This is a genomic window from Deinococcus indicus, assembly GCF_002198095.1.
GTDB classification, from domain to species: Bacteria; Deinococcota; Deinococci; order Deinococcales; family Deinococcaceae; genus Deinococcus; species Deinococcus caeni.
In genome coordinates, this window is record NZ_NHMK01000009.1 from 745,039 (window position 1) to 771,834 (window position 26,796).

A 26,796-nucleotide genomic window follows, 5' to 3' on the forward strand; every position below is an offset into this window, starting at 1 on the left:
GACACTCATGATCGCAAAACCAGACACAGCAAGGGGGGCCTCCATCCGAAGCCCCCTTCTCAATGCCGTGCGGTTACTCGCTGGCCATGGCGACCGGATTGGCTGGCAGCGCGACTTCCAGGCCGACCTCGGCGAGCTGGGCCGCGTCGACGGGGGAGGGCGCCTGGGCCATCAGGTCCACGCCGCGGTTGTTTTTCGGGAAGGCGATGACCTCGCGGATGCTGCTGGCGCCGCTCATGACCATGATCAGTCGGTCGAAGCCCCAGGCGATCCCGCCGTGCGGGGGCGTGCCGTACTCGAGGGCGTCCATGAAGAACCCGAACTTGTCGCGGGCCTGCTCCTCGCTGAAGCCGATCGCGGCGAACATTTGCGCCTGCACGGCCGGGTCGTGGATACGGACGCTGCCTCCGCCGATCTCGAAGCCGTTCAGGACGAGGTCGTACGCCTGCGCGCGGATCTCGCCCTGACGATCCGTGCCGAACAGGGCCAGGTCGTCCGGGTGGGGGGCGGTGAAGGGGTGGTGCATGTACGTCCAGGTGCCGCTGTCCTCGTCGAATTCGAGTTGCGGGAAGTCCGTGACCCAGGAGATGTGGAACTGCGGGCCGCCGGCGGTCAGGTCGAACAGGTCGCGCAGGGCGAGGCGCACGGCGCCGAGGGCGGACACGGCCTTCTTCCAGTCGCCGGCGGCGAACAGCAGCGTGCCGCCCTGGCCGACGCCGGTGCGGGCCAGGAGTTCGGGCGCCACAGCGGTCACGAATTTGCTGACGCCGCCCGTGAAGCCGTCGCCGTCGCGTTTGAGCCACGCGAGGCCGCGCGCGCCGTTCTGCTTGGCGACCCGTTCGAGTTCGTCGATCTGTTTGCGGGTCAGTTCCGGCGCGGCGATGACCTTGACCGTCTGCGCCTCTGCGAAAGCCTTGAACTCGCCGCCCTGGAACAGGTCGGTCACGTCCACGAATTTATGGTCGAACCGCAGGTCCGGTTTGTCGCTGCCGTAGTCGTTCATGGCGTCGAAGTACGGCAGGTGCGGGAAAGGCACGGGCAGTTCGACGCCCAGCGTCTCGCGGAACACGTGCGCCATCAGGCCCTCCTGAATGGCGAGCACGTCGTCCTGCTCGACGAAGCTCATCTCCATGTCCAGCTGCGTGAAGTCCGGCTGGCGGTCGGCGCGCAGGTCCTCGTCGCGGAAGCAGCGGGCCAGCTGGTAGTAGCGGTCGTACCCGGCGATCATCAGCATCTGCTTGAACAGCTGCGGGCTCTGCGGCAGCGCGTAGAACTCGCCGGGATTCTGGCGGCTGGGCACCAGGAAGTCCCGCGCGCCTTCCGGCGTGGACTTGGTCAGCATGGGCGTCTCGACCTGCACGAAGCCCTCGCGGTCCAGGTACGCGGTGACGGCGGCCACGGCGCGGCTGCGGAGCATCAGGTTGCGCTGCATCTCGGGGCGGCGCAGGTCCAGGTAGCGGTACCGCATCCGGATGTCCTCGGAGACGCTGTCACCCTTGTCCAGCTCGAAGGGCGTGGTCCTGGCGGTGTTCAGGACGCGCACGCGGGTGGCGATCACCTCGAAGTCGGCCGCGCCGCCCTTGCGCTGCGCTTCCGGGCGGGGCTGGTACGTGCCCTCGATCTCCGCGACGTACTCGGCGCGCAGGCGGTCGGCTTCCGCGAAGGCCGGGGAGTCGGGTTCGACCTGCACCTGCACCAGTCCGCTGCGGTCACGCAGTTCCAGGAAGATCAGGCCACCCAGGTCGCGGCGGCGGTTCACCCAGCCCTGCAACGTGACGGTCTGGTGGGCGTGCGTGTCGTTCAGGTGGCCGATCAGGGCGGTGCGTTTCATGCGTTCTCCAGAAGGGTCAGGTGCGCCTGCTCCTGCTCGTGCAGGAAGGCGGGCAGGTCGGACAGCAGGACCGTGAACTGCTCGGCGCTGCGCAGGTTCTTCAGTTGCACGGAGCGGGCGGTGGCCTCGTCGGAGCCGATCAGGCCCGCGAACAGCGCGCCGCGCCGCTCGGCGTCCCGGAAGGCGTTGCCGGGTTTCAGGGCGCGGTAAGCGAACTCGGCCCGGACCGTCGTGCGCGCGGCCAGGGCGGCGGCGGCCGCCTCCGGCACGAGGCTGTCCTCGAGCGCCGCGACGTACACGACCGGTCCCGCCTGCGCGGGCAGGGCGCGGCCCTCGGCTTCCAGCGCGATCAGCAGCCGCTCCACGCCGAACGCCCAGCCGATGCCCGGCACGGCCTGCGCGCCGATCTGCTCGGCCAGCCCGTCGTAGCGGCCCCCGCCGCCCAGCGCGGATTTCGCGCCGACGCCCTCGTGGTGCAGTTCCCAGGCGGTGCGGCGGTAGTAGTCCAGGCCACGCACGATGCTGGGGTCCACGTCGAACTCCACGCCCCAGTCGCGCAGGTAGCCCTGCACCGCGTCGAAGTTCGCGCGGGCATCCTCACCCAGGAAGTCCAGCATGGGTTTCACGTTCAGCTGCGCGATCAGGGTCTGGTCGTCCTCGCTCTTGCTGTCCAGGATCCGCATGGGGTTGCGGGTCAGGCGGTCGCGGGAATCGTCGCTCAGGCGCTCCAGGTGCGGCGTGAACAGCTCGCGCAGGTAAAGGTTGTACGCCTCGCGGTCCTCCGGGTCGCCGATGCTGCCCAGTTTCACGCGCACGCCCGTCAGGCCCAGCTCGCGGACCACGCCCACCATCAGGGCGATCGCCTCGGCGTCCACGAGGGCGTCCGAGCCGCCCAGCACCTCGTAATCCACCTGATGGAACTGCCGCAACCGGCCGCGCTGCTGCCGCTCGGCGCGGAACATCGGGCCGTGCGTCCACAACTTCAGCGGCGAGGGCAGCTGCTTGAGGCCGTTCTGCAGGAACGCCCGCACGATGCTCGCCGTGCCCTCGGGCCGCAGGATGTACCCGCCGTGATCCCCGAAGTAGTACACCGTGAACATCTCCTTGCGGACGATGTCGGTACTGCCGCCCACGCCGCGCTTGACGAGGTCCGCTTCCTCGAACAGCGGCGTGTCGATCCGCTGCGCGCCCGCGCGTTCCAGCACGCGCCGCGCCGTCTCCACCACCCAGGCATGCGCCTGCGCCGAAACGTCCAGCGTGAGTTTCGGACTGCCGGCCGGCAGGTGGTCTTCTGTGCCCTTGGGGCGCTTGATCGCCATAACCCGAGGAGTTTACAGCATTCCCCCCGGCCGCCCCCGCCGCGCCGCACGGCAAAAACAGCCAGTCACGCCCGCCGGATCATGGTCTGCGGGTCAGGCCCCGCTGCGCGGCAGGGGAGAGGGCGGTCCGTCGCGACGGACCGCCCCCCAAGTAACCGTTACTGACGGACGCTGTACTGCAACCCGGTGGACTGCCGCCCCGCGACCTCCACGAACAGCCAGCTCCCGCCGACCGGCGCGTCGGACGGGATGGTCAGCACGATCTCGCTGTCCGTCCAGGACCGCACCGCCGACGCCGGGAACAGGAACCCACCCTGACCGCGTTCATCCGCACCCAGACGCACCCGGCCCGTGGACGGCCCACCCAGGTAACGGCCCTGCACGGTGAGAGTCCCGCCGCGCGCGGCCGACTCCGACACCTTGATCAACACGGGGGTGACCGTCACCATCCGCTCGGAACCCTGCTGGGCCGGCGCGCACGACGCCAGAACCCCCGACAACAGTAAAGAAGCAACCAAGAAACGACGCATAGCCAAAGCCTCCGTACCGGCAGTCTAATGCATTTGATGACCCCCACCCCACCCACCCCCAGCAGCGAACCCGGCAGCACCTCCCTGGCCGGGAAACGCGTTCTCGTGGTGTTCAACCCCAAGAGCGGCAGCGGCGACAGCGAACTGCCGGAATTCATCCAGCTGCTACGCGACGCCGGCGCCGACGTCACCGAACGCGAACTCCAGAAAGACACGCCCATGACCGACTACGTCGGCGACATCGACACCTTCGCGTACCTCGTCGGGGCCGGTGGGGACGGCACGGTCAGCAGCCTCGCCTACGCCACCCGCTACCGCAACGTGCCCATGCTCGCCTTCCCGGCCGGCACCGCCAACCTGATCGCGCAGAACCTCGACCTGCCCACCGACGCCGCCGGCCTGATGAAAGTCATGCAGGAAGGCCACAGCCTGCGCCTCGACATGGGCGAAGTCGAAGTGAAAGGCGAAACCAGCGGCTTCTGCATGCTCGCCGGTGCCGGCGCCGACGCCACCATGATCAAGGACAGCGAGGAACTCAAGGGCCGTTTCGGCGCCATGGCCTACGTCATGAGCGCCATGAAACAGATCAACCCCAAGAAAACCACCTTCCACCTGACCATCGACGGCGAGAAACGCGAATTCGAGGGCATCGGCGTGATGATCGCCAACTTCGGCATGGCCAACTACCGCCTGCCCATCACCAGCGACATCAGCCCCAGCGACGGCCGCTTCACGGTCATCCTGATGAAAGCCGGGAACCTGGTGCGCTTCCTCCCCAACCTGATCGACTCGGTCCGCGCCAAACTCAACCTCGGCGACCCGATGTTCAGCGGCAACCTCGAAACGCTGGAAGCCCGGCGCGTCACCGTGGACGCCACCGACCCCTTCCCACTCCAGTACGACGGCGAACTGCACGTCGAGACAACCCCCTTCGAGGCGCGCATCCTGCCCGGCGCCGTGCGCTTCCTGACCACCGCCAAAAAAGACGACGTCGAAACCTGAACTTACCGCCCCCCACGACCGCCAGGGCATCTGTCCTGGCGGTCATTTATCTAACTGGGAAAAACACCGTCCAGCACGGCCAAAAAACCACAAGCCCACAGGAAGGCCAGGAAGGGGCCAGCAACACACGCCGAGGGGTAAAGTACACTGGTGAGCCAGACCAGAACCTGCCGGATCTGCCGCCAAATCCGCCCAGACGGCGACTTCCCAAAGGACCGCCCCGACGGCAGCCGCCACCACCGCTGCCTGACGTGTCAGGCGACAGCCTACCGCCAACGCTACCGGTCGGATTCCCGGCGACGCGCTCTGCAGATTGCCTACTCCATGAACGGATCAGTCCGGAGCAGATTCCCCGAATCACCAGATGTGGCAGCTGAACTACTCGCCGGATTGATCCTGACTGCCGAAGCCTGCGCCTACTGCGGCCAGCCTAACGACGCAGAAGGTCGAGGCTTTCAACTCGACCATGTTCAACCGCTCAGTCAGGGTGGCGCACACGCTCTGGAGAATCTGGTGGTGGCCTGCGCCCGCTGTAACAGGGCCAAGTGGGATCAGAGCCTCGAAGAGTTTCATGGGTGGTTGGATCGCGTGGCGGCGTGGCGTCTGGCTCTGAACTCCTGAGACGCATCCTCACTGTATGTTCTATAATTTCACTTATGAAACATAGAGCTGCGGCAACGGATCGACCATGACTCAGCAGGCCCTCGTCCTCGCCAGCCGCTGGAGCAACAGCGCCAACCGCCGCCGCGAAGGCCTGCGTGCCGCGCACGGACAGGACGCCGAGGTCCTCACGGACCTGCTCCTGACGTACATGCGCCTGAAATCCAGCCGGGGCGCCCGCACCAGCACCCTGACCCTCGACCACTACGCCGAGAGTCTGCGCCGCTTCCTGGCCTTCACCGGTCCCCCGGAATCGCCCACCCACGCGCTGAACCAGTTGAGTGCAGAGGATTTCGAGATGTGGCTCCTGACCATGCAGAGCGAAGGCCTGAGCGCCAGCAGCGTCAAACGGCACCTGTACGGCGTGCGGAACCTCATGCGCGCGCTCGTCTGGGCAGGCGTGCTGGATGCAGACCCCAGCGCGGGCGTCCGTCCGCCGTCCGAGACGACCGCTGCGCACTCCCGCAAGCGGGCCCTGGAAACCGATTACCTGACCCGCCTCCTGAAACTGCCGGCAGAGCTGCATCCGACCGCGCCGGGGCGCGCCGCCCGTGACACGTGCCTGCTCATGCTGGGCGGCGTACTGGGGTTACGCGCGGCGGAGATCGTCGGTCTGAACACGACGGATGTGGACCTATCAGGCCGGGTGATCCGCGTACGAGGGAAAGGCGGTAAAGAACGGCTCGTGCCTCTTACCGGTAGCGTTCAGAACACCCTGAAAACCTGGATCTCGCTGCGCGGCTCCTTAGCCGATTCGAACGTGGCCGCTTTGAACCCGGACCAGCCCCTCTTGATCTCACTCACCCACCGTAACCTGGGCGGGCGACTGACCACCAAGGGGGGGCGGGACATCGCGGAGGCGTACTACAGGGCGCTGGGCCTGCCGCGTGAGATGTGGGGTCTGCACACCCTGCGGCGCACAGCCGGAACGCAACTATACCGGGCGACGCGCGATCTGCATGTCGTCGCAGACGTCCTTGGGCACTCGTCTGTCAATACGTCCGCCATCTACGCGAAGATGGATTCCCAGGTGCGCCGTGAAGCCCTTGAGGCCGCTGAGCGCCTCCGCAGTGAGTCTGCGGGGGCGGGGTCCTAGAACGCCCGTTCGCGGCGGGTGGTTCCGAAGATGATCATGCCGACGGCCAGCATCAGCGCGGGCCAGTCGCCGAGGCGCATGTAGGGGGTGGTGCCGGTCAGGAGTTTCGGGCGGACGTCGAGTGCCTGGAGGTCCTGGCCGCCCTGCGTGGTCTGGACGGGTTGGCCGAGGTCGTTGACGGTGCCGGCGACGCCCTGGTTGACGCTGCGCACGACCCAGCGGCGGGTTTCGATGGCGCGGACGCGGCCCATGTTGAAGTGCTGCTGGACGCCCCAGCCCTGGTACCAGCCGTCGTTGCTGGGGTTCACGAGGACCTGCGCGCCCCGGTTGGCCAGGGCGCGGGCGACCCAGGGGAAGACGCTGTCGTAGCAGATGTACGCGCCGTACAGCACGCCGTTCAGGGTGAGTGGTGTGGGGTTGGGGTTGGGGGTCATGCTGGGGAGCGTGAAGCCCAGCGAGGTTTCGATGAGGCGGTAGACAGGTCCGAGGATGGGCCGGAACGGGAATTCTTCGCCGAACGGGACGAGGCGGGCCTTGGCGCTCATGCTCTGGATGGTGCCGCCCGCGTCGAGGCTGGCGACGGTGTTGAACTGCCGGTACGTGGCGGGTTGCCGGATGGGGTCCGGGCCGGGCGGGGTGAGTTGTTCGGAGCCGCCGACGCCGCTGATGCCGGGGCCGGGGAACGCGGGGATGGTCTGGCCGGGGGTGGGGCGGGTGCCGGGTGAGCTGATGGCACCTTCGCTCCAGACGATGACGCTGCCGGGTGGGCGGTTCAGGCTGGCGGTGGTCTGCGCGGCGAACTGTTCTTCCGGTGTGAGCTGTCCACTGGCGCGGCCGAAGGCGTCGAAGGTGGTCCGCATGACGCGCATGGGTTGCTCGGGGCCTTCGCCGGGCGTGCGGGTGGCGCCGTAGCCGAGGGCGGCGGCCCAGGCGACGGCTGCCAGGATGGCGGGAAGGAGGGGGCGTCTCCCCTGCTGCTGGCGTCCGGTTTGCGGGCGGCCGGTCCAGGCGTCGGCGAGGCTGGCGGCGGTGAACGTGACCAGCACGCTTCCCAGGAGCACGCCGCCCAGGTCCGCGATCTGGATGGCGGGGCTGGGCAGCAGGGTGTACCCCAGGGTGGGCCACGGGAACGCGAGCGGCCCCAGGAAGCGCAGCCATTCCAGGGTGACCCAGCCGCCCGCGAGTGCCCAGATGCGGCCGGTGGGCGTGCGGGTCAGTGTCACGGCGACGGCGGCCATGCCGGCCAGGAACGCGGCTTCCAGGGCGAACAGCACGACGACCAGGGGCGCCGCCCCGAGCAGCTGGTGCAGGAACGCGCCGAGCCACCACAGGTGCAGCGCGAAGTAGCCGAACCCCGCCCAGAACAGGCGGGCCGTGACGCCCCGGCGGGTGGGTGCGGCGGCGGCGTGCGTGAGAATGGCGGCCAGCGGGAGGGCGCTCAGGAAACTCCAGGGGAGCGGCAGGCCGCACGCGGCGAGGGTCAGCCCGAGCAGGACGGAGAGGGCGGGGGTGGGCATCGTACCCATGATAGGGGGGTTGCGGGGACGCCGGGCCGGTTTTGCTCTAGGATGGGGGCACCTTGCGACTGGCCTTCATCAGCGATCTTCATGGGAACATTCACGCCTTGACTGCGGTCAAGCGTTTTCTGTCGGAACATATTGTCAATCAGGTGATCGTGGTGGGTGATCTGGTCGGGTACGGCGCGAGTCCGGGGCCGGTCATCGATTTCGTGAAACGTGAGGGCTGGGTGACGGGCCTGGGGTCCAGTGACATGCGCGTGGCGATGGAACTGGGGGACCGCGCGGACCGTAAGGGCGTGGCGGATCAGGTGCTGGGCTGGACGAAGAAGATGCTGGCGCCCGAGCAGGTGGATTTCCTGCGGCGCCTGCCGCCGGGCGGGCGGATCGTGACGCCGATCGGGCGGGTGCGGTACTTTCACGGCAGTCCGCACGATCCGGAAGCGCGGCTGGACCTGATGGCGCAGGAGCGGGAGCTGGAGGCGCTGGCCGAGACGCTGGGCGCGCGGGTGGTCGTGGTGGGCGGGTCGCACGTGCCGTTCGTGCGGGTGGTCGGCGAGACGACGTTCGTGGATCCCGGCAGCGTGGGCCTGACCCTGAACCACGAGCCGGGTGCGGACGTGGCGATCGTGGACTGCGTGGGCCGGAAGCCGAAGGTGTCGTTGCACAAGGTCACGTACGATTTCGCGTCCAGTGCGTTCGACATCATGGCGTGGAACCTGCCGCCCGTGATCGCGGACGTGATCCGCACCGGCCGCATGGGCTGAAGCGCACAAAGGGAAGGCGGGGAACCCCAGGTGAGGTTCCCCGCCTTCCCTGTACCAGTGCGTTCAGGCGGGAACGGGTTCCAGCGCGGCGTCGAAGCGCGCGGTCAGGCCCTGCACGCCCAGCAGGTCTTCCAGGGCGTTCATCAGGGCGCGGTAGGGGGCGGGGCGGGCCGTTTCGCCCATCAGACCCAGTCGCCAGATCAGGCCGGCGGTGGCGCCCAGGCCGCCCGTGACGCTGATGTGCCGCTCCCGCAGCGCGCGGCGGACGCCGGCGTCGTCGAAGCCGTCCGGGAGGCGCAGGGCGAGGACGGTGGGCAGACGGTCTTCCGGGCGCTGCACGTAGGGCGTGAAGCCCAGTGGGGCCAGTGCCGTCTGGATAGCCTGCCCGACGTGCTGCACGCGGGCCTTGCGGGTCAGCATGCCCTCGTCCAGCGCGGCGCGCAGGGCGGCGTGCAGGGCGTAGTGCAGGTTGACGGGCACGGTGTGGTGGTAGGTGTGGTGTTCCCAGTAGTCGCGCAGGCCCTCGAAATCGCAGTACCACAGCGGGGTGGGCGTGCGGCGGGCGTGGTAGCGGGCCAGGGCGCGGTCGCTGATGGCGACGGGCGCCAGTCCGGGCGGGGCGCTGAGGCATTTCTGCGCGCCGGTGTAGGCGTAGTCCACGCCCCACTCGGCCATGTGGAAGGGTTCCATGCCGGCGGTCGTGACGGCGTCCACGGTCAGCAGGGCGCCGTGCTGCCGGGCAATTCGCGCGATCTGCGGGACGGGGTTCAGGACGCCGGTGCTGGTCTCGCCGTGCACGACGGCGACCATCTGCACGCCGTCCATCTGCGCGGCCACGTCGTCGGGGTCGATGGCCTCGCCGAGGGGGGCGGTGACGAGGCGGACGTTCGCGCCGTATCGGGCGGCCATGTCGGCCATGCGGCGTCCGAACGAGCCGTTGGCGCACACCAGCACCTCGTCGCCGCTCTCGACGAGGTTGGCGAAGCCGGCTTCCATGCCGAGGCTGCCGGTCCCGGCGAGCAGGGCGGTGAAGGTGGTGTCGGTCGTGCCGTACATGGCGCGCAGGTCCGCCTGGATGTCGGTGTTCAGCGCGAAGATTTCGGGGTCCATGTGGCCGAGCATGGGGCGCATGAGGGCCTGCTGGGCGCGGGGGTGGATGGGGGTGGGGCCGGGCGTCAGCAGGACGTGCTCGGTGTAGGGGTCCTCGAACATGCGGTCAGCCTAGCGCGGCGGTGCCTATTTAGCAATCCTGTTGCGCTCATGTTTCCCTGACGATGTTATACAGGTGAATTATTGCGCTCTGATTGAGAATTCGCATCTATATTGCGTGTAATTCAGGTCAGGCCGGTTTTCTGTTGGGCTTGCGCCGCTCCTGCGGCAAGGCCGCGCCCGCACACCGTCACGTTCCGCGGCCAGCCAGCGTCTAGCATGTCCGGCATGACCAGCCACTCCACGCTGCGCGCCGTGCTGTTCGACCGCGACGACACCATCGCCTACACCGACCCCGGCGTGTACCGCGAGGCCGCCCTGTGGGCCGCGCAGACCTTCGGCCTCGACCCACACGAGGTCGGCGCCGGCATGCAGGCCCAGTGGCAGGCGCGGGCGTTCTCGTGGTGGCACCTGCGTACCCAGGCGCAGGAGGACGCCTTCTGGGACGAGTACAGCCTCGAACTGGCCCGGCGGCTGAACCTCACGCCCACGCAGGCGGCGCAACTTTCGGCCCGCTACCCGTACGAGGCGTTCATGAAACCCGTCCCGGACGCCCGCGCCGTCCTGGAAGGCCTGCGCGCCCGTGGCCTGCGCCTGGGCGTCCTGAGCAACACCCTCCCCAGCATCGACCGCACCCTGGCCTTCCTGGGCCTGAACGACCTGATCGACGCGGCCGTCGCCACCTGCACGGTCGGCATTCACAAACCCGAACCCGGCGCGTACCACGCCGCCGCGCAGGCCCTCGGCGTCCCGGCCGGCACGGTGCTGTTCATCGACGACAAGCAGGAGAACGTGGACGCCGCCCGCGCCGTCGGCATGCACGCCGCCCTGATCGACCTGCGTGGCGACACGCCCGGCGCGCTGCGCCGCCTGGGCGAGGTGACCGGACTGGTAGACCGCATCGGCGTCGCCACGCCGACCGGAACCCGATGACCGACCCGCACCCGCCCGTCACGCACCTGATCGACGGGCACTTGGACCTCGGCATGAACCTGCTGGACGGCCGGGACCTGACCCTCCCGCTGGACGCCCTGCGAGCGGCCGATCCCGTCCCCGACCAGACGGCGACCGTGACCCTGCCGGAACTGCGCGCCGCGCGGGTCCGCGTGTGCTTCGGCACGCTGTTCGCCCTCCCGGCCAGCCCCGACACGCCCGGCGGGTACACCGACCACGCCGGCGCCCGCGCGCAGGCCCTGGCGCAACTGGACGCCTACCACCGCCTGCAGGACGCCGGGCACCTGACCCTCCTCACCTCGGCCGCCGGGGTGAAGGCGCACCTCGACTGCCCGGACGCGCCGCTGGGTGTGGTCCTGCTGATGGAGGGCGCCGACCCCATCCGGGACGCCGCCGACCTGCCGTTCTGGGTCGAGCGGGGCGTGCGCGTCATCGGTCCCGCCTGGGGCCGCACCCGCTACGCCGGCGGCACCGACGCACCCGGACCGCTCACGCTCGCCGGGGTGGACCTCGTGACCGCCATGCGGGACCTGAACGTCACGCTGGACGCCTCGCACCTCGACGACCACGCCTTCTGGGACGCCGCGCAGATCGGCCCGCGACTGATCGCCACGCACGCCAACAGCCGCGCCCTGGTCCCCGGCAACCGCCACCTGACCGACGACATGGCCCGCGCCATCGCCGCAGCGGACGGCGTGATCGGACTGGTCCTCCTGAACCGCTTCATCTGCCCGCTCCCGGAAGGCAGCCTGGACCGCGTGCCCCTGACCGCGCTGGCCGACCACGCCCGGCACTACGCCGACCTGATCGGCTGGGACCGCGTGGCCCTCGGCACCGACCTGGACGGAGGGTTCGGGGCCGAGAAGGCCCCCGCCGGTATCGACCGGTACGCGCACGTACCCCGAGTGCTGGACGAACTGCCCGCCGGGGTCCGTCAGAGCGTGGCGTGGGAGAACTGGGCGCGCTGGCTCACCACGCACCTGTAGCGCAGACTCCGAAATCGGCGCCCCTGCTCTACACTCGGCCGCGTGCATCTCGTGCTGATCCGTCACGCCCAGTCCCTCAACAACGTCCTGTACGCGCAGACGGGCGGTAAGGAGGGACGGCATCCGGACCCGCCCCTGAGCGACGTGGGTTTCGAGCAGGCGCGGTTGCTCGGCGAGGCCGCCAACCGCATTCCGCACCTCGGGTCGCTGACGCACCTGTACAGCAGCCTCACCACGCGCGCCGTTCAGACGGCGGCCCCGCTGGCGACGGCTCTGGCGCTGCCCGTCCAGGGAATGGACACGCTCCACGAGATTGGCGGGCTGTACCTGGGCCAGCTGACCGGCCCGCGCACGCCCACCGCCGGGCAGACCGGGCAGGCCCTGCAACGGATCTGCCCCGAGCTGCGCTGGCCCGCCCATCTGGACGGCCGGTCTGCCTGGAACGGTGCCCTCGAGGAGAACGACGAGCAGGTGTACGCAGCCCGCGCCCGGACGGTCCTGCACGACCTGCAAACCCGCCACACCGTGACGGATCGGGTGGGTCTGATCACGCACCAGAACTTCGCGCAGTTCCTGCTGGCCGCGCTGCTGGGCAGTCCCCTGAGTCGGCTGCCTGCCAAACTGGTACTGCACAACACCGCCGCCTGCGAGCTGGAACTCGGGCCGCGCGGCACCCGGCTTCTGTTCCTGAACCGGCACGATCACCTGCCCGGGCACCTCGTGACGAACTGAACGACGGTGTCCGCTGAACGACTGAACGAGATTCGGGGCCACTGGCCTGCACCACCTGCGCCCCTGTGGGCATGTCGGGGGCTTAGGCTGTGGGGTGTGAGTCCCACTGATGTCGTTCTGGATGCGCGTGTTCATGCGTTCGATCCGGCCATGCGCATGGCCGAGGAGGCCCTGCGGGGCCAGCTGGAGGGGGCCGGGTGGCGGTTCGTGCAGCCGGTGGCGGCCGTGACGGGCCGCTCGCGCCTGAGCCTGCGCGCCGCTCCGGACGCCGATTCGGCGCAGGTCAGTGAGGCGCTGCCGGGCGAGCCGCTGGAGTTGCTGTGGGAGGACGGGACCGGCTGGGCACGCGTGCGGACCGTGCATGACGGGTACCTGGGTTGGGCGCGTGCGGACGGGTTGCTGCCGCGCGGCCCGGTCGGGAATGGGGAGCTGACGGTCACGGCGCTGCGGGCACATGCCTTTGCGGGGCCGCGCATCAGCCGGCCGGTCCTGACGGAACTGGCGCTGGGGGCGCGTCTCACGCGGGCGTTCGGGGAGGTCGTCGAGGAGGAGCACCGCCGCTGGGTGCCGGTGCTGCTGCCGGACGGGCAGGACGCGTGGGTGCAGGAGGCGGCCCTGAGCGCCCGGCCGGACGTGGACGTGGCGGAACTGGCGCTGCGGTTCGTGGAGACGCCGTACCTGTGGGGGGGCCGCAGCGCGTGGGGGCTGGACTGCTCGGGCCTGACGCAGCTCGTGTACGGCGCGTTCGGGCGGGCGTTGCCGCGTGACGCGGACCAGCAGCAGGCGGCCCTGACGCCCGTGCAGACGGCGCGGCGCGGGGATCTGGTGTTCTTCCCCGGCCACGTGGGTGTCATGCTGGACGACCGTACCCTGGTTCACGCGAACGCCACGTACATGCGCGTGAGTGTCGAGACGCTCGGCGAGGGCGAGTACGGCGCGCGGCTCCAGGCGGACCTGAGCAGTTTCGGGCGGTGGACGCAGTGACCGCCGCGACTGCCCCCACCCTGACCTGGGAGACGCTGGACCTGCACACGGCGCAGCCGTTCGGGATTGCCCGCTGGACGCACAGCACGTACCCGCGCACCTTCGTCACGCTGACGCACGCGGGTCTGACCGGGCAGGGCGAGGCTGCCCCGAACGCCTTCTACGGCGAGACACGCGGCACGGTCGAGGCGGTCCTGCCGCTCCTCGCGGACGCCCTGACCGACCCCTGGGACTGGGACGGCCTGCACGCCCGCCTCACGGCCCGGATGCCGCACGACCACCCCAGCGTGAAGTGCGCGCTGGAGATGGCGGCCGTCGAGTGGTGCGCGCAGGCGGCGGGCGTCCCCGTCTGGCGGCTGCTGGGCCTGAGTCCCGCGCCGCTGCCCGAGAGCAGTTACACGGTCAGCATCGCCGATACCGCCGCCATGCGCGAGCAGGCGCGGGACGCGGTCGCGCGTGGGCACGGTGTCCTGAAGGTCAAGCTCGGCACGGGCCGCGACGAGGCGATCCTCGAGGCGCTGCGTGAGGAAGCGCCGCACGTCGCGCTGCGCGTGGACGCGAACGCCGCCTGGACGCGCACGCAGGCCCGCCGGATGCTGGGCGTGCTGGACGCTGCCCGCGTGGAATTCGTCGAGCAACCCCTGGCGGCCGGCGACCTCGACGGGCACGCGGCGCTGCGGGCCGTCTCGACGGTGCCCATCGTCGCGGACGAGAGCCTGCACCACGTCCCGGACGTGATCGCGCTGGCCCGCGCCTTCGACGGCGTGAACCTGAAACTCGCCAAGCTGGGCGGCCCCCTGCAGGCCCTCGCGGCCATGAGGCTGGCCCGCGCGCACGGCCTTCAGGTCATGATGGGCTGCATGATCGAGAGCAGCCTCGGCATCGCCGCCGCCGCGCACCTCGCCGGAGCGTGCGACTGGGCCGACCTGGACGGCGCGCTCCTGCTGGCCGACGACCCCTTCACCGGACTGGAGTGGCAGGCCGGGCACCTGAACCGCCCGACCGGCAACGGCTGGGGCGTGCGGCGCGCATGAATCCCGTGCGCGTGGCGATCATCGGCTGCGGAAACCGGGGCGCGGACGTGTACGCCCGGCACCTCACCGCGCAGGGGGCGGAGGTCACGCACGTCGTGGAACCCCGCCCCGTCCGCCTCGCGGAAGTCGCCGCGCGCCACGGCATCCCCCCGCAGGCGCAGTTCACGCACTGGGAGGCCTTCCTCGCACAGGGCCGCGTGGCCGACGCCGTCGTGATCGCCACGCCCGACCATGACCACGTGCAACCCTGCCTGCGCGCCCTGCAAATCGGGTACGACGTGCTGCTGGAAAAACCCATCTGCCTGCACCCTCATGAACTCGACCTGCTCCTGACCGCCGAGGCCGCCTCGACCGGCACCGTCACCGTCTGCCACGTCCTGCGCACCACCGCGTTCTTCACCGCCGTGCAGCAGGTCGCCGCGTCCGGCCGTCTCGGCACCCTGATCGGCGTTCAGCACGCCGAGAACGTCGCCCACTGGCACTACGCGCACTCGTACGTGCGCGGCAACTGGCGCGCCAGCCCGCCCGCCGCGCCGTTCCTGCTCGCCAAGGCCTGCCACGACCTCGACCTGCTCCGCGCGCTGGCCGGCAGCGCCCCCCAGCGCGTCAGCAGCGAGGGCGGCCTGCACCACTTCCGGCCCGAACACGCCCCGCCCGGCGCGACCGACCGCTGCGTCACCTGCCCCGTCCAGGACTGCCCGTCCGACGCGCGCCGCATCTACCGCACCCGCGACCCCCACGCTTGGCCCGTCACAGTCCTCACCGCTGGCGGCCAGACCCTCGACGAAGCCCTGCGGACCGGTCCGTACGGCGAGTGCGTGTACCTGGGCCACAACAACGTCGCCGACCATCAGGCCGTCACCGTTCACTTCCGGAACGACGTAACCGCGCAACTCACCGTCAGCGCCTTCACGCACAATAACACCCGCACCCTGAAACTCCTCGGCACGCACGGCGAACTGCGCGCCCATATGGAACGCGGCGAACTCGAATTCCACGACTTCCGCACCGGCCACAGCGAACGCTGGACCGTCGACACGCACGGCAACCACGGTGGCGGCGACCAGGGCCTCGTCCGGGCGTGGCTGGCGTCCCTGCGCGGCGAGTCTCCCCCACCCACCCCGCTCGCCGAGTCGCTGGACTCTCACCTGATGGCCTTCGCCGCCGAGGAATCCCGGCTGACGGGGCAGACCGTGGCTTTCTGAGCGGACGGATTGGATAGTCAGTAAGTGAATAGTTTCACGATTTGGATTGTTCGTGAAAAGGGTAGTCTCTCTGCCAGAAAGAAGCCCTCCGTCGCCTGCTGGCCGCTGGATTCTTGCGTTCAGTCCTCGACCGTCACCGCGAGCTGTCCGGCCTGCCAGCCTCCAGTCGTCCGTTCCAGCACCGTGTAATCGGTGTTTCCGTGGACCAGCTGTCCACCCGCCCAGACGTCCTCGATGTTCAGGCCCAGCAGCGCGGCCAGCCCGATCCGGATGATGCCGCCATGCGACACCAGCGCGGCGTCAGTGCCGTCCGGCAGGGCGTTCACGTCCGAGACGAAGCGGGCGGCGATCTCGTCGAACGTCTCCCCTCCCGCAAAGCCCAGGCGGCCGCCGGGCAGGCGCAGTCTCTCCGGGTGGGTGTTCAGGGCCGAGTACGGCTGCCCGGCCCAGTCGCCGCAGTCCACCTCGTGCACGCCGTTCAGGACCTGCACTGGCACGCCCAGCGCACCGGCCAGAGGGGCGGCCGTCTGCTGCGCGCGCCGGTAACGGCTGGCGTACACCACCTGCGGACGCTGCGGCTGACGCAGCAGGTGCGCGGCCAGCGCGCGGGCCTGGGCGTGCCCGGTATCGTTCAGTTCGTCGTTCGCGCTGACCGGACCGCGCAGGAGGCCCGCCTCGTTCCCGGCGGTCTCGCCGTGCCGGATGATCCATACCCTCGCGCCGCGCTTCGTGCCTGTCATGCCCGGCAGTGTAGCGACCCCAGGCGCGGTCCTGGATTCAGCTGTTCAGGGCTTCGGCGACCGAGGTGCGAACGGGCGTGGTGGGCCGGCCGATCAGGGTGGTCAGGTCGCGGCTGGCGCTGGACAGTTCGCCGCGCGCGATCCCGGCGTCCACGTCGGCCAGGGTGTGCGCGAAACCCTCGGGAACGCCGAAGCTCTGAAGGGTCGCGGCGTACCCGGCCGGCGGCAGGTCGCGGTACTCGACGGGCTGGCCGCTCTGACGGGCGTACTCGGCGGCGAGGTCGGTCATGTTCAGGCGTTCGTCGCCGGCGAGTTCGTAGGCGCGCCCGCCCTGCCCGGCCGGGATGTGCCCGTCGGTGGCGAGGACGGCGGCGGCCGCCTCGGCGTAGTCGCGGCGGGCCGCGAGGTTCAGGGCGCCGGTGCCGGCCGCGCCGAGCAGCGCGCCGCTCTGGATGGCCTGCGCGGCGCTGCCGGTGTAGTTCTCGGTGTACCAGCCGTTGCGCAGGAAGACGAACGGCAGGCCGGAGTCCCGCAGGATCTGTTCGGTGGCCTGATGGTCGGCGGCCAGGCCGAAGGTGGCGGTGTCGGCGTTCAGGATGCTGGTGTACGCGACCTGCTTCACGCCGGCCTCGCGGGCGGCTTCGATGACGTGGCGGTGCTGCTCGACCCGGTCGTTGAAGTCGTTGCTGGAGATCAGCAGGAGCTTCTCGACGCCCTGCAATGCGGCGTTCAGGGTGGCGGGCTGGTGGTAGTCGGCGTGGCGGACCTGCACGCCCTGCGCGGCGAGTGCGGCGGCCTTCCCTGGGGTGCGGACCAGGGCGACGATGCGACTGGCGGGAACGCCCCGGTCGAGGAGGGCCTGGACGACGAGCTGGCCGAGCTGGCCGGTGGCGGCGGTGATTCCGATCATGGTGGGTCTCCTGTGGGGAATGAGGGCGTGGGCAGACTGACTCTGGGCAGGCTTGCCTGTCACTGTTTCGCTGACATGTCGAGCAAAAAAAACAGGCCGCTACCCGGCCCGGCACGCGAGGTCCGCCGTCACGTCCGCGAGGGTCGAGCGGGCCAGTTCGGCCTCCAGCGCCGCCTGCGCGCGTCCGAAGCGGTCTTCCAGGGTCGCCTGGATGTTCGCGCCGACCGGGCAGCTGGGGTGCGGCCGCTCGTGCAGGCGGAACACGCGGTCCTCGCCGTTCACGGCGCGGTACACGTCCAGCAGCGTGATCTGGCTGGCGGGACGGGACAGGGAGGCGCCGGCCACGCCCTGGCGGGTGCGGATCAGCCCGGCGCGGCGCAGTTGCCCGGCCACGGTGCGGATCACGACCGGGTTGGTGCCCACGCTGAGGGCCATGTCGGCCGAACTGCTGTGCTCCGGGAAGCGGTCGATCAGGGACAGGACATGGACGGCCACGGCGTACTGGCTGTTCATGCGGGGCCCCCGGTGCTCAACATGTCAGCAGATTAGTGACAGGCTGGCGGGCTGTCAAGTGCCGCGCGCCCAGAACGGACCTTCCACTCGCCCTGCTCGGCTCCATTCCATCGGCGTGTGGTCAATCGGCCTGCGGGTGACCGCGCCCAGGGTCACGGAAACGGGCGGGCCTCTCCCCTATCCTGGGCAGGTGCATCCAGACGACCTGCCCGTGCTGCCCACCACGCCCGGCGTGTACATCTTCCGCAAGGGGGGCACGCCCATCTACATCGGGAAGGCCAAGAACCTGCGCTCGCGGGTCGGACAGCACTTCAAGGCCGGCGGCAAGAGCGGCAAGTTCACGGCGCTGGCCGACACGCTGGAATTCATCACGGCCCGCAACGAGGTCGAGGCGCTCGTCCTCGAGGCCAACCTCATCAAGCAGCACCGCCCGCACTACAACGTCACCCTGAAAGACGATAAGCACTACCCGTTCCTGAAACTCACGAACGAGGCCTTCCCGATGTTGGTCGTCACGCGCCGCGTCATCAAGGATGGCGGGCGGTACTACGGGCCGTACCCGGACTCGTCGGCGGTGCGGCGCGTGAAGAACCTGATCGACACCATGTTCCCGCTGCGCAAGAACAGCGGCCTGCCCATGCAGAAGAAGGCGCGGCCCTGCCTGAACTTCCACATGGGCCGCTGCCTGGGCCCCTGCGTGGACCGCGCCGACCCCGGCGAGTACGCCCGCACCGTCGAGGACGTGACCAGCCTGCTCGAGGGCCGCGCCGCGCCCGTCATCGCCCGGCTGAAGGGCGACATGAAAGTCGCCGCGCAGGGCCAGGACTTCGAGCAGGCCGCCCGCGTGCGCGACCGCGTGCAGGCCGTCGAGAAACTGTTCGGCACCGAGCAGCACGCCTTCGTCAGCGACGAGACCGACCTGGACTTCCTGGGGGCCGCGCAGGCCGGCGAGTACGCCATGGTGCAACTGTTCCGCATGCGTGGCGGGCGCGTCGTGGGCCGCGACAAACGCTTCCTGACCGGCACCGAGGACGCCCCGCTCGGCGAGATCGTCGAGGCGTTCGTGCAGGACTACTACACGCAGGCCACCCACGTCCCGCCGCTGATCCTGCTGCCCGCCGACTTCGACGACGCGCCGGTCTGGAGCGAATTCCTGTCTGAGAAGGCCGCGCGGCGCATCGAGATGCGCACCCCCAAACGCGGCGACAAGGTCGATCTGATCGACATGGCGCAGCGCAACGCGCACAGCGGCCTGGACTCCGAGATGGCGCTGCTGGAACGGCGCGGCGACCATCCGGGCCTGGACGCCCTGCGCGAGGTCCTGGCGCTCGGGGACCGCCCGTGGCGCATCGAGGGCTACGACAACAGCAACCTGTTCGGCACGAACATCGTGTCCGGCATGGTCGTGTTCGAGGGTGGCCGCGCCCGCCGGGGCGAACACCGCCGCTTCAAGGTGCGCGGCCTGGACCACCCGGACGACTACACCAGCATGAAACAGACCATCGTGCGGCGCTTCACCGGCAGCCTCTCGGACAAGTTGCCGCTGCCGGACCTGCTGCTGATCGACGGGGGGCGCGGGCAGGTGAACGCCGCCCTGGACGCCCTGAAGGAGGCGGACGTGCGCGTGCCCGTCGTGGGCCTCGCCAAGCGCGAGGAACGCCTGATCCTGCCCGGCCGGTACGGCGCGCAGTGGTGGCTGGACACCGGCACCGAGGTCGGCGTGGACCGCGAACTGCTGCTGCCGCACACCCACCCGGCCCTGCGGATGCTGATCGGCGTGCGCGACGAGGTCCACAACTACGCCGTCACGTACCACCGCAAACTGCGCGGCGAATCCATGCTGCGCAGCGTGTTCGACGACCTGCCGGGCATCGGGCAGAAACGCCGGGACGCGCTGCTGGAACACTTCACCAGCCTCGAGGACCTGGGCAGCGCCCCGGTCGAGCAGATCGCCGCCGTGCCTGGCATGAACGCCCGCGCCGCGCAGAGCGTCAAGGACTTCCTCGCGCAGCGCGAGGCGAACAGCCGGCCCATCACCAGCTGAGGCCATCCAACGCAGGCGCCGCCCCCGGTTCAGGGAGCGGCGCTGTGTGGTGCGGCGGGCAGGTGGTGCAGTTCGGTGGGCGGCGGGTAGCCGGGGCTCACGCGAGGTGCAGGTGGCGGCGCAGCGCGGCCAGGAGGAAGGTCAGGCGGGCGGCGTGGGCGGGCTGCCGGTCCGCCTGGGCGCGGGCGGCGGCCTGCGCGAGTCGGGCCTGCCGGGCCTGCTGCGCCTCGTTCAGGAGGGCCTGGGCGCGGGCTGCGCCGGGATGGGTGGGAAGGTAGTGCATGCGTGTCTCCGGGCAGGTGCGCCGCCGCCCCGCTGGCAGCCCGTACTGGCGTTCCTGACGCCCTCATGGTGCGCCTCGCGACCCCCGGAGCACATGCGGCAGCTGGCGCAGCGCGGGGTGCGCCATTGGGCGTAGCCGGCCCGGCCGCTGGTAGGCACGGGGGCACCCGAGGGTTAAGCAAGCGGCAAGTGCGCCGCCTGACGCGGGGGCGGTGCCAGCGGCTGTAATGCTGGGATGTTTCCCCACTCCCGGCGTGAATACCTGCCCTTCCTGCGTCAGCACTGGCGGTCGCTGCTGCTGGCGCTGCTGGGCGTGCTGGTGCCTTTCGCACTGTTCACGCACCTGACGTACGAGGTCTTCCGGGAGGGTGGGTTCCCGTGGGACCGGGGGGTGCTGGACTGGTACGCGCAGCGGCGCACGCCGGCCCTGACCTGGGTGGCCGAGGCACTCGCCACGCTGGGGGGCGTGGCGGTCCTGCCGTTCGTGACCCTGCTGGTGGCGTGGCTGCTGGCGGGCCGGGGTGGCCGGGCGCACGGCTGGTTCCTGGTGTCGGGCGTGGCGGGCGCCACCCTGCTGAACGTCACGGCGAAACTGGTGTTCCAGCGGCCCCGTCCGGACGAACTGCTGGCCGTGCTGAACGAGCCGGGATTCAGTTTCCCCAGCGGGCACGCCATGTCGAACGCGGCGTTCGGCTTCGCGCTGACGCTGGTGTTCTGGCGGTCGAGGGCCGGGTGGCCGGTCGCGGTGTTCGGGTTGCTGTGGGCGCTGGCGGTCGGCGCGAGCCGCAACTACCTGGGCGTGCATTACCCGTCGGATGTGCTGGCGGGTTTCACGGCGAGCGTGGCGTGGGTGGCGGGTCTGTACACGGTGATGGCGCGGCGCTGGCCGCAGCTGCGGGGCTCTCCGGCGGGCCCGCGCGACACCCGCTGAGGGCGGGTCGGATGGATGGCGTGAGTGAGTAAGATCATCAAGTGAAATCATTCACGATTTTGGCAAATCGTGAATGATTTACTCGCTCTCCCCCTCCGCTCCCTGTCCCTCCTCAACGGAAGGGGGCGCGGAAGCTCCATCCGGTAGCCTTCCGCGCCCCCTCCGCTCAGCTGCTCAGGCCGTCACGGACCGGCCGAGGTTGAAGGCCGCGTGCACGGCGCGGGTCGCCTCGTCCACATGCTCGGCCTCCACGGCCACGCTGACGTTCAGTTCGCTGCTGCCCTGCGAGATCATCAGGATGTTCACGTCGGCGGCGGCCAGGGCCGTGAACAGGCGGGCCGACACGCCCTTCTGCCCGCGCATGCCGCTGCCCACGATCGCCAGGACGGCCACGTGGTCCTGCTGCTCGACCTTCAGTTCCAGGCTCACGCCGGCGCGCAGGGCGTTCAGGGTGCGTTCGGCGTCGGTGGTCTGCACGGCCAGCGACACGTTGCTCATGCTGGACGACTGCGAGACCATCAGCAGCGTGACGTTCTCGCGGGCAATCGCGTCGAACACGCTGGCGATCACTTCCGGGATGCCCAGCACGCCCGCGCCGCTCACGTTGATGATGCTCACGTTGCGGATGGCGGTCACGGCCTTGACCGGGTGCCCGGCCTCGTCGCGCGGCTGCGCCTGCACCAGCGTCCCGGCGAAGTCCGGATCGGCGGAGTTCTTCAGGCGCAGCGGAATGCCGCTGTCCTGCAATGGCGTGACCGCCAGGGGGTGCAGGACCTTCGCGCCGAAGTACGCGAGTTCCATGACCTCGCCATAGCTCAGGACGTCCACGTTGCGGGCGTCCGCGACGACGCGCGGGTCGGCGCTCATGACGCCGTCCACGTCCTTCCAGCCCCAGACCTCGGTGGCGCTCAGGGCCTTGCCGATGATCGTGGCGCTGAAGTCGGTGCCGCCGCGCCCGAGGGTCGTGATCGCGCCCTTCTCGGTCTCGCCCATGAAGCCCGCCACGACCGGCGTGACCCCGGCGCTCAGCAGGCCGCTGAGGCGGTCCTTGATGCGTTCGTACGTGCCGGGCAGCGGGCGCGCGTTCCCGAAGTGCGTGTCGGTTACGATGCCGGCCTCGCCGCCGGACAGGTGGTGGGCACGCAGGCCGTCCTGTTCGAGCGCGAGTTTCATCAGGGGCGCGGAGAGGCGCTCGCCGAACGCGACGATCAGGTCGCGGCTGCGGGGCGTCAGTTCGCGCAGCAGGTACACGCCGTACACGGCCTGCCGGAGCGTCTCGTGCATCTCGCGGATCTCGCGGACGGTGTCGCTGTCGGGGGCCGCGCCGAGTTCCTGCGCGGCCGTGAAGTGCCGGGTGCGCATGGCGGCGATCTCGTCGTTGGCGCTGGCGATGTCGCCGGACTGCGCGGCGTCCGCGAGTTTCAGCAGCTGGTTGGTGACGCCGGCCATGGCCGACACGACCACCACGACCTTCACGCCCTCGCGGATGCTGCGGGCGGCCAGGGACGCGCTGTGGCGGACGGCGCGGGCGTCCTGCATGTTCGTCCCGCCGTATTTCATGACCAGAAGCGACTCGTTCATGCCTGAGAGTATGCCGCGCCGCCGCCCGCGCCGCCCACAGGCGTCTGAGCAGGGCGGCGACCTTCAGGGAAGCTGGAGGGGGGTTCACGGGTTCTTCACAGGAGCCCGGCAGAATACTCGTGTGAACAACTACCTGCGTCCGCTGTGTGTCCTCGTGCTCGCCACCACCCTGCCCGGAGCGGCGCAGGCGGCCACGTACCGCGCCGCCGACGGCACCGCCACCTTCAATTACCGGGTGACGGTCGTCCCGGTCCCCGGCACCATGACGGGCGTCACGGCGAACGTCACGCTCGACCCGCAGGACCTCGCAGCCACGCGCGGCACCGTCACGGTGCCCGTCTCGACCCTGAAAACCGGGATCGCGCTGCGCGACAACCACGCCAAGGGGGCCGGGGCGCTGGGAACGGCGCAGTTCCCGAACGCCACCTTCGAACTGACCGCCCTGACCGGCGGGAAGCTGACCGAGGGCCAGACCGTCGCGACGACCGCGACCGGCAGACTGACCGTCAAGGGCACCACGAAGACCATCACGGCGCCCATCAAGGCGACCCTGACCGGCGGGAAGGTGAACGTGAGCACGCAGTTCAAGTTCAATCCCTACGACTTCAACGTGCGCTACCAGGGCGGCGCGGACACTGTCACCGTGGATGTGACGTTCGTGCTGAGTACCAACTGAGCGGCGGAAATCCGGCGGGTCGGGCGGAAAACGGGCGCTGGGACGGCCCTGTTTCCGCCCAGATCGTTTTGAACCCGGTTCACCAATCCGTTGGTGTGCAGAGGACACGAAGTCAGGTGTTGACAGGACGGGTTACACTGCGACATGCGAGGTGACTGCCCCCAAACGTGGGGGGTGGCCCTCAAGACTGGAGGCACAGCATGAAAGTAGGGATTAACGGCTTCGGCCGCATCGGTCGTCTGGTGTTCCGTGTTCTGGAAGCTCGCGGCGTTGAAGTGGTCGCCATCAACGACCTCACCGACAACAAGACGCTCGCCACCCTCCTGAAGTACGACAGCACCGCCGGACGCTTCGGCGGCACCGTCGAATTCGACGACAACAGCCTCACCGTGAACGGCAAGAAGATCCACGCGCTGGCCGAACGCGACCCCGCCGCCATCAAGTGGGGCGAGATGGGCGTGGACATCGTCATCGAGTCCACCGGCATCTTCACCACCCGCGAGGGCGCCGGCAAGCACCTCGAGGGCGGCGCGAAGAAGGTCATCATCACCGCCCCCGCCAAGAACGAGGACATCAGCATCGTGCTGGGCGTCAACGAGCAGGACTACGACCCCGCCAGCCACCACATCATCAGCAACGCCAGCTGCACCACCAACAGCCTCGGCGCGCCCATGAAACTGCTGGACGAGGCCTTCGGCATCGAGAAGGCCATCATGACCACCGTGCACTCCTACACGAACGACCAGCGCGTTCTGGACCTGCCGCACAGCGACCTGCGCCGCGCCCGCGCCGCCGCCGTGAACATCATCCCCACCAGCACCGGCGCCGCCAAGGCCGTCTCGCAGGTGTACCCCGCCCTGAAAGGCAAGTTCGACGGCACCAGCCTGCGCGTGCCCACCCCGGTCGGCAGCATCAGCGACGTGGTCGTCATCCTGGGCCGCGACGTGACGGTCGAGGAAGTCAACGACGTGTTCCGCAAGGCCGCCGAAGGCAGCCACAAGGGCATCATCAGCTACACCGAGGACCCCATCGTCCTGCAGGACATCGTCGGCGACCCGCACAGCGCGATCATCGACGGCGGCCTGACCATGGCCATGGGCAGCCTCGTGAAGTTCTTCAGCTGGTACGACAACGAGTGGGGCTACAGCAACCGCATCGCGGACCTGACCCAGCTCGTGCAAGCCAAGGGCTGAACACCGCCCGGTGATGGTTGATGGTTGATGGTTTCCCGACTGTCGACCATCAACCATCATTTTTGCCTGCCCTTTTCACCTGCCTTTGCCCTGGAGGAATCATGCAGAACCTGAACTCATTGAATGTCAGCGGAAAGCGCGTGCTGGTGCGCGTGGACTACAACGTGCCGGTCAAGGACGGCGTCGTGCAGGACGACACGCGCGTCACGGCCAGCCTGCCGACCATCCGCGCGCTGCTGGACGCCGGCGCCCGCAACGTGATCCTGATGAGCCACTTTGGCCGCCCCAAGAACGGCCCGGAGGAGAAGTACTCCCTGAAACCCGTCGCGCCCGTACTGGAAGGCGTGCTGGGGCAGCCCGTGACGTTCATTGCGGGCGCGGCCGACAGCGACGACACCCTGGCTGCCGTGCAGGCCCTGCCGGAAGGCGCCGTGGCCCTGCTGGAGAACGTGCGGTTCAGCGCCGGCGAGGAGAAGAACGACGCCGACCTGAACGCCCGCCTCGCGCGGCTGGGTGACGCGTTTGTGCTGGACGCCTTCGGCAGCGCGCACCGCGCGCACAGTAGCGTGAGTGGCGTGGCGGGCCTGCTGCCGCACGCCGGCGGCCTGTTGCTGGAGGCCGAGGTGACGGCCCTCGGGAAACTGCTGAACAACCCCGCGCACCCGTACGTGGTGATCATCGGCGGCGCCAAGGTCAGCGACAAACTGCTGGTCATCGAGAACCTGCTGCCCACCGTGGACCGCATGCTGATCGGCGGCGGCATGGCCTACACCTTCGTCAAGGCGCAGGGCGGCAAGATCGGCAAGAGCATCCACGAGGACGACTTCCTCGACAAGGCCCGCGAACTGCTCGCGAAGTACGGCGAGAAGATCGTGCTGCCCACCGACACCCTGGTCGCCGACGCTTTCAGCAACGAAGCGAACACCCGCGTGGTCCCCACCGCCGAGATTCCCGACGACTGGGAAGGACTGGACATCGGCCCGGACAGCCGCGAGGCGTTCACGCAGGCCCTGGCCGGCGCGAAGACCGTGTTCTGGAACGGCCCGATGGGCGTGTTCGAATTCGAGAAGTTCGCGGGCGGCACGAACGCCATCGCCCAGGCGGTCGCGGACCTCGGTAAAGGCACGTACAGCGTGATCGGCGGCGGCGACAGCGTCAGCGCCATCAACAAGAGCGGACAGGCGGACCGCGTGTCGCACATCAGCACGGGCGGCGGCGCCAGCCTGGAACTGCTCGAAGGCAAGGCGCTGCCCGGCGTGGAGGCCATGAAATGAAGAACCTGCTGGCACTCAACTGGAAGATGAACAAGACGCCCAGCGAGGCGCAGGCCTGGGCGCAGGAACTCGCGGCAGGACTGACCACCGGCGAGGCGCAACTGGCCGTGATGGCGCCCGCCATCATGCTGCCCGCGCTGGCCACGAACCTCCCGGCCGGCGTGGCGTTCGGCGGGCAGGACGTGTCCGCGCACGAATCCGGCGCCTACACCGGCGAGATCAGCGCCGCGATGCTGGCCGACGTGGGCGCCCGTTACGCCGTCGTGGGCCACAGCGAACGCCGCGAGTACCACGGCGAGACCGACGCCACCGTCGCCGCCAAGGCCCGGCAGGCGCAGGCGCACGGCCTGACGCCCATTGTGTGCGTCGGCGAGGGCCTGGACGTGCGCGAGAAGGGCGAGCACGTGCCCTACACCCTGGCGCAACTGGAAGGCAGCCTCGAGGGCGTCGGGCCGGACGTGGTCGTCGCGTACGAACCCGTATGGGCCATCGGCACCGGCAAGACCGCCACCGCCGACGACGCCGAGGAACTCGCCCTCGCCATCCGCGAGGCCCTCACCGTCCGCTACGGCAGCGACGCCGACCGCATCCAGGTGCTGTACGGCGGCAGCGTCAAACCCGACAACATCGCCAGCATCTGCGCCAAACCCAACGTGAACGGCGCGCTGGTCGGCGGCGCGAGCCTCAAGGTCGCCGACGTCATCGGCATGAACGACGCCCTGAAGTAACGCGGGGGCAAGACAGACAGGAGCAGCGGCCAGTTTCCCGGCCGCTGCTCCTGTTGATGGTTGATGGTTGATGGCGGATGGTCAACAGCGTGTGCGCG

The 26,796-nt window shown here is 69.6% G+C and carries 26 protein-coding genes; 16 read left to right on the top strand and 10 right to left on the bottom strand.

Annotated features, from left to right (window positions below; all coding sequences use genetic code 11):
• Positions 1-73 precede the first annotated feature (73 nt).
• The 3 genes from aspS to CBQ26_RS06085 all read right to left on the bottom strand — a co-directional run bounded on the left by aspS (position 74) and on the right by CBQ26_RS06085 (position 3,596).
• On the bottom strand, positions 74-1,831 hold the full coding sequence (gene aspS, locus CBQ26_RS06075; protein ID WP_088247609.1) for an aspartate--tRNA ligase: 1,758 nt from the start codon (positions 1,829-1,831) through the stop codon (positions 74-76).
• Entirely contained in the window at positions 1,828-3,150 is a 1,323-nt protein-coding gene (hisS, locus tag CBQ26_RS06080; protein ID WP_088247610.1) for a histidine--tRNA ligase, read from the bottom strand. The genes aspS and hisS overlap by 4 nt, the downstream gene beginning before the upstream one ends.
• Positions 3,151-3,308: 158 nt before the next feature.
• The gene (locus CBQ26_RS06085; RefSeq protein ID WP_308430590.1) at positions 3,309-3,596 is read right to left on the bottom strand and encodes an IPT/TIG domain-containing protein; all 288 of its coding nucleotides are present in this window, start codon (positions 3,594-3,596) and stop codon (positions 3,309-3,311) included.
• A gap of 120 nt (positions 3,597-3,716) precedes the next feature.
• On the opposite strand from CBQ26_RS06085, the gene CBQ26_RS06090 reads away from it, so the two are divergent.
• The 3 genes from CBQ26_RS06090 (at position 3,717) to CBQ26_RS06100 (ending at position 6,438) form a co-directional block, all read left to right on the top strand.
• Positions 3,717-4,682: a diacylglycerol/lipid kinase family protein gene (locus tag CBQ26_RS06090; RefSeq protein WP_088247612.1), complete on the top strand. Its 966-nt coding sequence runs from the start codon at positions 3,717-3,719 to the stop codon at positions 4,680-4,682.
• Between the two features lie 324 nt (positions 4,683-5,006).
• The gene (locus CBQ26_RS23115) at positions 5,007-5,303 is read left to right on the top strand and encodes an HNH endonuclease (RefSeq protein WP_088247952.1); all 297 of its coding nucleotides are present in this window, start codon (positions 5,007-5,009) and stop codon (positions 5,301-5,303) included.
• Between the two features lie 67 nt (positions 5,304-5,370).
• Positions 5,371-6,438, top strand: coding sequence for a tyrosine-type recombinase/integrase (locus CBQ26_RS06100; RefSeq protein WP_088247613.1), 1,068 nt, complete (start codon positions 5,371-5,373; stop codon positions 6,436-6,438).
• On the opposite strand, the gene lnt is transcribed toward CBQ26_RS06100, so the two are convergent.
• Positions 6,435-7,955, bottom strand: a complete 1,521-nt coding sequence (gene lnt, locus CBQ26_RS06105) for an apolipoprotein N-acyltransferase (protein WP_244897986.1) — start codon at positions 7,953-7,955, stop codon at positions 6,435-6,437. The two genes, CBQ26_RS06100 and lnt, sit on opposite strands and share 4 nt — an antisense overlap.
• 62 nt (positions 7,956-8,017) lie before the next feature.
• Between lnt and CBQ26_RS06110 the strand changes: the two genes are divergently transcribed.
• On the top strand, positions 8,018-8,722 hold the full coding sequence (locus CBQ26_RS06110; protein WP_088247615.1) for a metallophosphoesterase family protein: 705 nt from the start codon (positions 8,018-8,020) through the stop codon (positions 8,720-8,722).
• Between the two features lie 63 nt (positions 8,723-8,785).
• On the opposite strand, the gene CBQ26_RS06115 is transcribed toward CBQ26_RS06110, so the two are convergent.
• Positions 8,786-9,934 (bottom strand): alanine--glyoxylate aminotransferase family protein, encoded by a 1,149-nt coding sequence (locus tag CBQ26_RS06115; protein WP_088247616.1) that lies wholly within the window; start codon positions 9,932-9,934, stop codon positions 8,786-8,788.
• Positions 9,935-10,159: 225 nt separating this feature from the next.
• Here CBQ26_RS06115 and CBQ26_RS06120 point away from each other — a divergent pair, with 225 nt between their 5' ends.
• From CBQ26_RS06120 to CBQ26_RS06145, 6 genes are all read left to right on the top strand, one after another.
• On the top strand, positions 10,160-10,864 hold the full coding sequence (locus CBQ26_RS06120) for an HAD family hydrolase (RefSeq protein WP_088247617.1): 705 nt from the start codon (positions 10,160-10,162) through the stop codon (positions 10,862-10,864).
• On the top strand, positions 10,861-11,871 hold the full coding sequence (locus CBQ26_RS06125) for a dipeptidase (protein ID WP_088247618.1): 1,011 nt from the start codon (positions 10,861-10,863) through the stop codon (positions 11,869-11,871). The genes CBQ26_RS06120 and CBQ26_RS06125 overlap by 4 nt, the downstream gene beginning before the upstream one ends.
• A 42-nt stretch (positions 11,872-11,913) precedes the next feature.
• Positions 11,914-12,603: a histidine phosphatase family protein gene (locus CBQ26_RS06130; RefSeq protein WP_088247619.1), complete on the top strand. Its 690-nt coding sequence runs from the start codon at positions 11,914-11,916 to the stop codon at positions 12,601-12,603.
• Positions 12,604-12,699: 96 nt separating this feature from the next.
• Positions 12,700-13,587 carry a C40 family peptidase gene (locus CBQ26_RS06135; protein ID WP_308430591.1) on the top strand — a complete coding sequence of 296 codons (888 nt, stop codon included), beginning with the start codon at positions 12,700-12,702 and terminating at the stop codon, positions 13,585-13,587.
• A complete protein-coding gene (locus CBQ26_RS06140) occupies positions 13,584-14,621 on the top strand; it encodes a dipeptide epimerase (RefSeq protein ID WP_088247953.1) in 1,038 nt (345 codons plus the stop codon). Before CBQ26_RS06135 ends, CBQ26_RS06140 begins: the two co-directional genes overlap by 4 nt.
• A complete protein-coding gene (locus CBQ26_RS06145; RefSeq protein ID WP_088247954.1) occupies positions 14,618-15,826 on the top strand; it encodes a Gfo/Idh/MocA family protein in 1,209 nt (402 codons plus the stop codon). The genes CBQ26_RS06140 and CBQ26_RS06145 overlap by 4 nt, the downstream gene beginning before the upstream one ends.
• Positions 15,827-15,945: 119 nt before the next feature.
• Here the strand turns inward: CBQ26_RS06145 and CBQ26_RS06150 are convergent, their stop codons facing one another.
• The 3 genes from CBQ26_RS06150 to CBQ26_RS06160 all read right to left on the bottom strand — a co-directional run bounded on the left by CBQ26_RS06150 (position 15,946) and on the right by CBQ26_RS06160 (position 17,989).
• Positions 15,946-16,566, bottom strand: coding sequence for a histidine phosphatase family protein (locus CBQ26_RS06150; RefSeq protein ID WP_088247621.1), 621 nt, complete (start codon positions 16,564-16,566; stop codon positions 15,946-15,948).
• Between the two features lie 37 nt (positions 16,567-16,603).
• Positions 16,604-17,476: an SDR family oxidoreductase gene (locus CBQ26_RS06155; RefSeq protein WP_088247622.1), complete on the bottom strand. Its 873-nt coding sequence runs from the start codon at positions 17,474-17,476 to the stop codon at positions 16,604-16,606.
• Positions 17,477-17,575: 99 nt separating this feature from the next.
• Positions 17,576-17,989, bottom strand: coding sequence for an Rrf2 family transcriptional regulator (locus CBQ26_RS06160; protein WP_088247623.1), 414 nt, complete (start codon positions 17,987-17,989; stop codon positions 17,576-17,578).
• 190 nt (positions 17,990-18,179) lie between these two features.
• On the opposite strand from CBQ26_RS06160, the gene uvrC reads away from it, so the two are divergent.
• Positions 18,180-20,033 (top strand): excinuclease ABC subunit UvrC, encoded by a 1,854-nt coding sequence (gene uvrC / locus CBQ26_RS06165; RefSeq protein ID WP_088247624.1) that lies wholly within the window; start codon positions 18,180-18,182, stop codon positions 20,031-20,033.
• A 97-nt stretch (positions 20,034-20,130) separates the two neighbouring features.
• Here the strand turns inward: uvrC and CBQ26_RS06170 are convergent, their stop codons facing one another.
• The gene (locus CBQ26_RS06170) at positions 20,131-20,316 is read right to left on the bottom strand and encodes a hypothetical protein (RefSeq protein ID WP_088247625.1); all 186 of its coding nucleotides are present in this window, start codon (positions 20,314-20,316) and stop codon (positions 20,131-20,133) included.
• Positions 20,317-20,550: 234 nt separating this feature from the next.
• On the opposite strand from CBQ26_RS06170, the gene CBQ26_RS06175 reads away from it, so the two are divergent.
• Complete coding sequence (locus tag CBQ26_RS06175) at positions 20,551-21,246, top strand: phosphatase PAP2 family protein (RefSeq protein ID WP_088247626.1); 696 nt, start codon at positions 20,551-20,553, stop codon at positions 21,244-21,246.
• Between the two features lie 174 nt (positions 21,247-21,420).
• Here CBQ26_RS06175 and CBQ26_RS06180 read toward each other — a convergent pair whose 3' ends face one another.
• Positions 21,421-22,827: an aspartate kinase gene (locus tag CBQ26_RS06180; RefSeq protein WP_088247627.1), complete on the bottom strand. Its 1,407-nt coding sequence runs from the start codon at positions 22,825-22,827 to the stop codon at positions 21,421-21,423.
• Positions 22,828-22,948: 121 nt separating this feature from the next.
• On the opposite strand from CBQ26_RS06180, the gene CBQ26_RS06185 reads away from it, so the two are divergent.
• The 4 genes from CBQ26_RS06185 (at position 22,949) to tpiA (ending at position 26,698) form a co-directional block, all read left to right on the top strand.
• Positions 22,949-23,503 carry a YceI family protein gene (locus CBQ26_RS06185; RefSeq protein ID WP_229844017.1) on the top strand — a complete coding sequence of 185 codons (555 nt, stop codon included), beginning with the start codon at positions 22,949-22,951 and terminating at the stop codon, positions 23,501-23,503.
• Between the two features lie 200 nt (positions 23,504-23,703).
• Positions 23,704-24,696, top strand: coding sequence for a type I glyceraldehyde-3-phosphate dehydrogenase (gene gap / locus CBQ26_RS06190; protein WP_088247629.1), 993 nt, complete (start codon positions 23,704-23,706; stop codon positions 24,694-24,696).
• A 101-nt stretch (positions 24,697-24,797) separates the two neighbouring features.
• A complete protein-coding gene (locus CBQ26_RS06195) occupies positions 24,798-25,970 on the top strand; it encodes a phosphoglycerate kinase (RefSeq protein WP_088247630.1) in 1,173 nt (390 codons plus the stop codon).
• On the top strand, positions 25,967-26,698 hold the full coding sequence (tpiA, locus tag CBQ26_RS06200) for a triose-phosphate isomerase (RefSeq protein WP_088247631.1): 732 nt from the start codon (positions 25,967-25,969) through the stop codon (positions 26,696-26,698). Before CBQ26_RS06195 ends, tpiA begins: the two co-directional genes overlap by 4 nt.
• Positions 26,699-26,796 lie beyond the last annotated feature (98 nt).

Excerpts from the sequence above, each read along its gene's own strand:
- CBQ26_RS06150 (WP_088247621.1), bottom strand. The coding sequence starts at position 16,566 with ATGACAGGCACGAAGCGCGGCGCGAGGGTATGGATCATCCGGCACGGC.
- CBQ26_RS06180 (WP_088247627.1), bottom strand. The coding sequence starts at position 22,827 with ATGAACGAGTCGCTTCTGGTCATGAAATACGGCGGGACGAACATGCAG.
- CBQ26_RS06090 (WP_088247612.1), top strand. The coding sequence starts at position 3,717 with ATGACCCCCACCCCACCCACCCCCAGCAGCGAACCCGGCAGCACCTCC.
- tpiA (WP_088247631.1), top strand. The coding sequence starts at position 25,967 with ATGAAGAACCTGCTGGCACTCAACTGGAAGATGAACAAGACGCCCAGC.
- CBQ26_RS06115 (WP_088247616.1), bottom strand. The coding sequence starts at position 9,934 with ATGTTCGAGGACCCCTACACCGAGCACGTCCTGCTGACGCCCGGCCCC.
- CBQ26_RS06175 (WP_088247626.1), top strand. The coding sequence starts at position 20,551 with ATGTTTCCCCACTCCCGGCGTGAATACCTGCCCTTCCTGCGTCAGCAC.
- CBQ26_RS06100 (WP_088247613.1), top strand. The coding sequence starts at position 5,371 with ATGACTCAGCAGGCCCTCGTCCTCGCCAGCCGCTGGAGCAACAGCGCC.
- CBQ26_RS06125 (WP_088247618.1), top strand. The coding sequence starts at position 10,861 with ATGACCGACCCGCACCCGCCCGTCACGCACCTGATCGACGGGCACTTG.
- hisS (WP_088247610.1), bottom strand. The coding sequence starts at position 3,150 with ATGGCGATCAAGCGCCCCAAGGGCACAGAAGACCACCTGCCGGCCGGC.
- gap (WP_088247629.1), top strand. The coding sequence starts at position 23,704 with ATGAAAGTAGGGATTAACGGCTTCGGCCGCATCGGTCGTCTGGTGTTC.
- CBQ26_RS23115 (WP_088247952.1), top strand. The coding sequence starts at position 5,007 with ATGAACGGATCAGTCCGGAGCAGATTCCCCGAATCACCAGATGTGGCA.
- CBQ26_RS06170 (WP_088247625.1), bottom strand. The coding sequence starts at position 20,316 with ATGCACTACCTTCCCACCCATCCCGGCGCAGCCCGCGCCCAGGCCCTC.
- CBQ26_RS06145 (WP_088247954.1), top strand. The coding sequence starts at position 14,618 with ATGAATCCCGTGCGCGTGGCGATCATCGGCTGCGGAAACCGGGGCGCG.
- CBQ26_RS06120 (WP_088247617.1), top strand. The coding sequence starts at position 10,160 with ATGACCAGCCACTCCACGCTGCGCGCCGTGCTGTTCGACCGCGACGAC.
- CBQ26_RS06195 (WP_088247630.1), top strand. The coding sequence starts at position 24,798 with ATGCAGAACCTGAACTCATTGAATGTCAGCGGAAAGCGCGTGCTGGTG.
- CBQ26_RS06155 (WP_088247622.1), bottom strand. The coding sequence starts at position 17,476 with ATGATCGGAATCACCGCCGCCACCGGCCAGCTCGGCCAGCTCGTCGTC.
- lnt (WP_244897986.1), bottom strand. The coding sequence starts at position 7,955 with ATGCCCACCCCCGCCCTCTCCGTCCTGCTCGGGCTGACCCTCGCCGCG.
- CBQ26_RS06160 (WP_088247623.1), bottom strand. The coding sequence starts at position 17,989 with ATGAACAGCCAGTACGCCGTGGCCGTCCATGTCCTGTCCCTGATCGAC.
- aspS (WP_088247609.1), bottom strand. The coding sequence starts at position 1,831 with ATGAAACGCACCGCCCTGATCGGCCACCTGAACGACACGCACGCCCAC.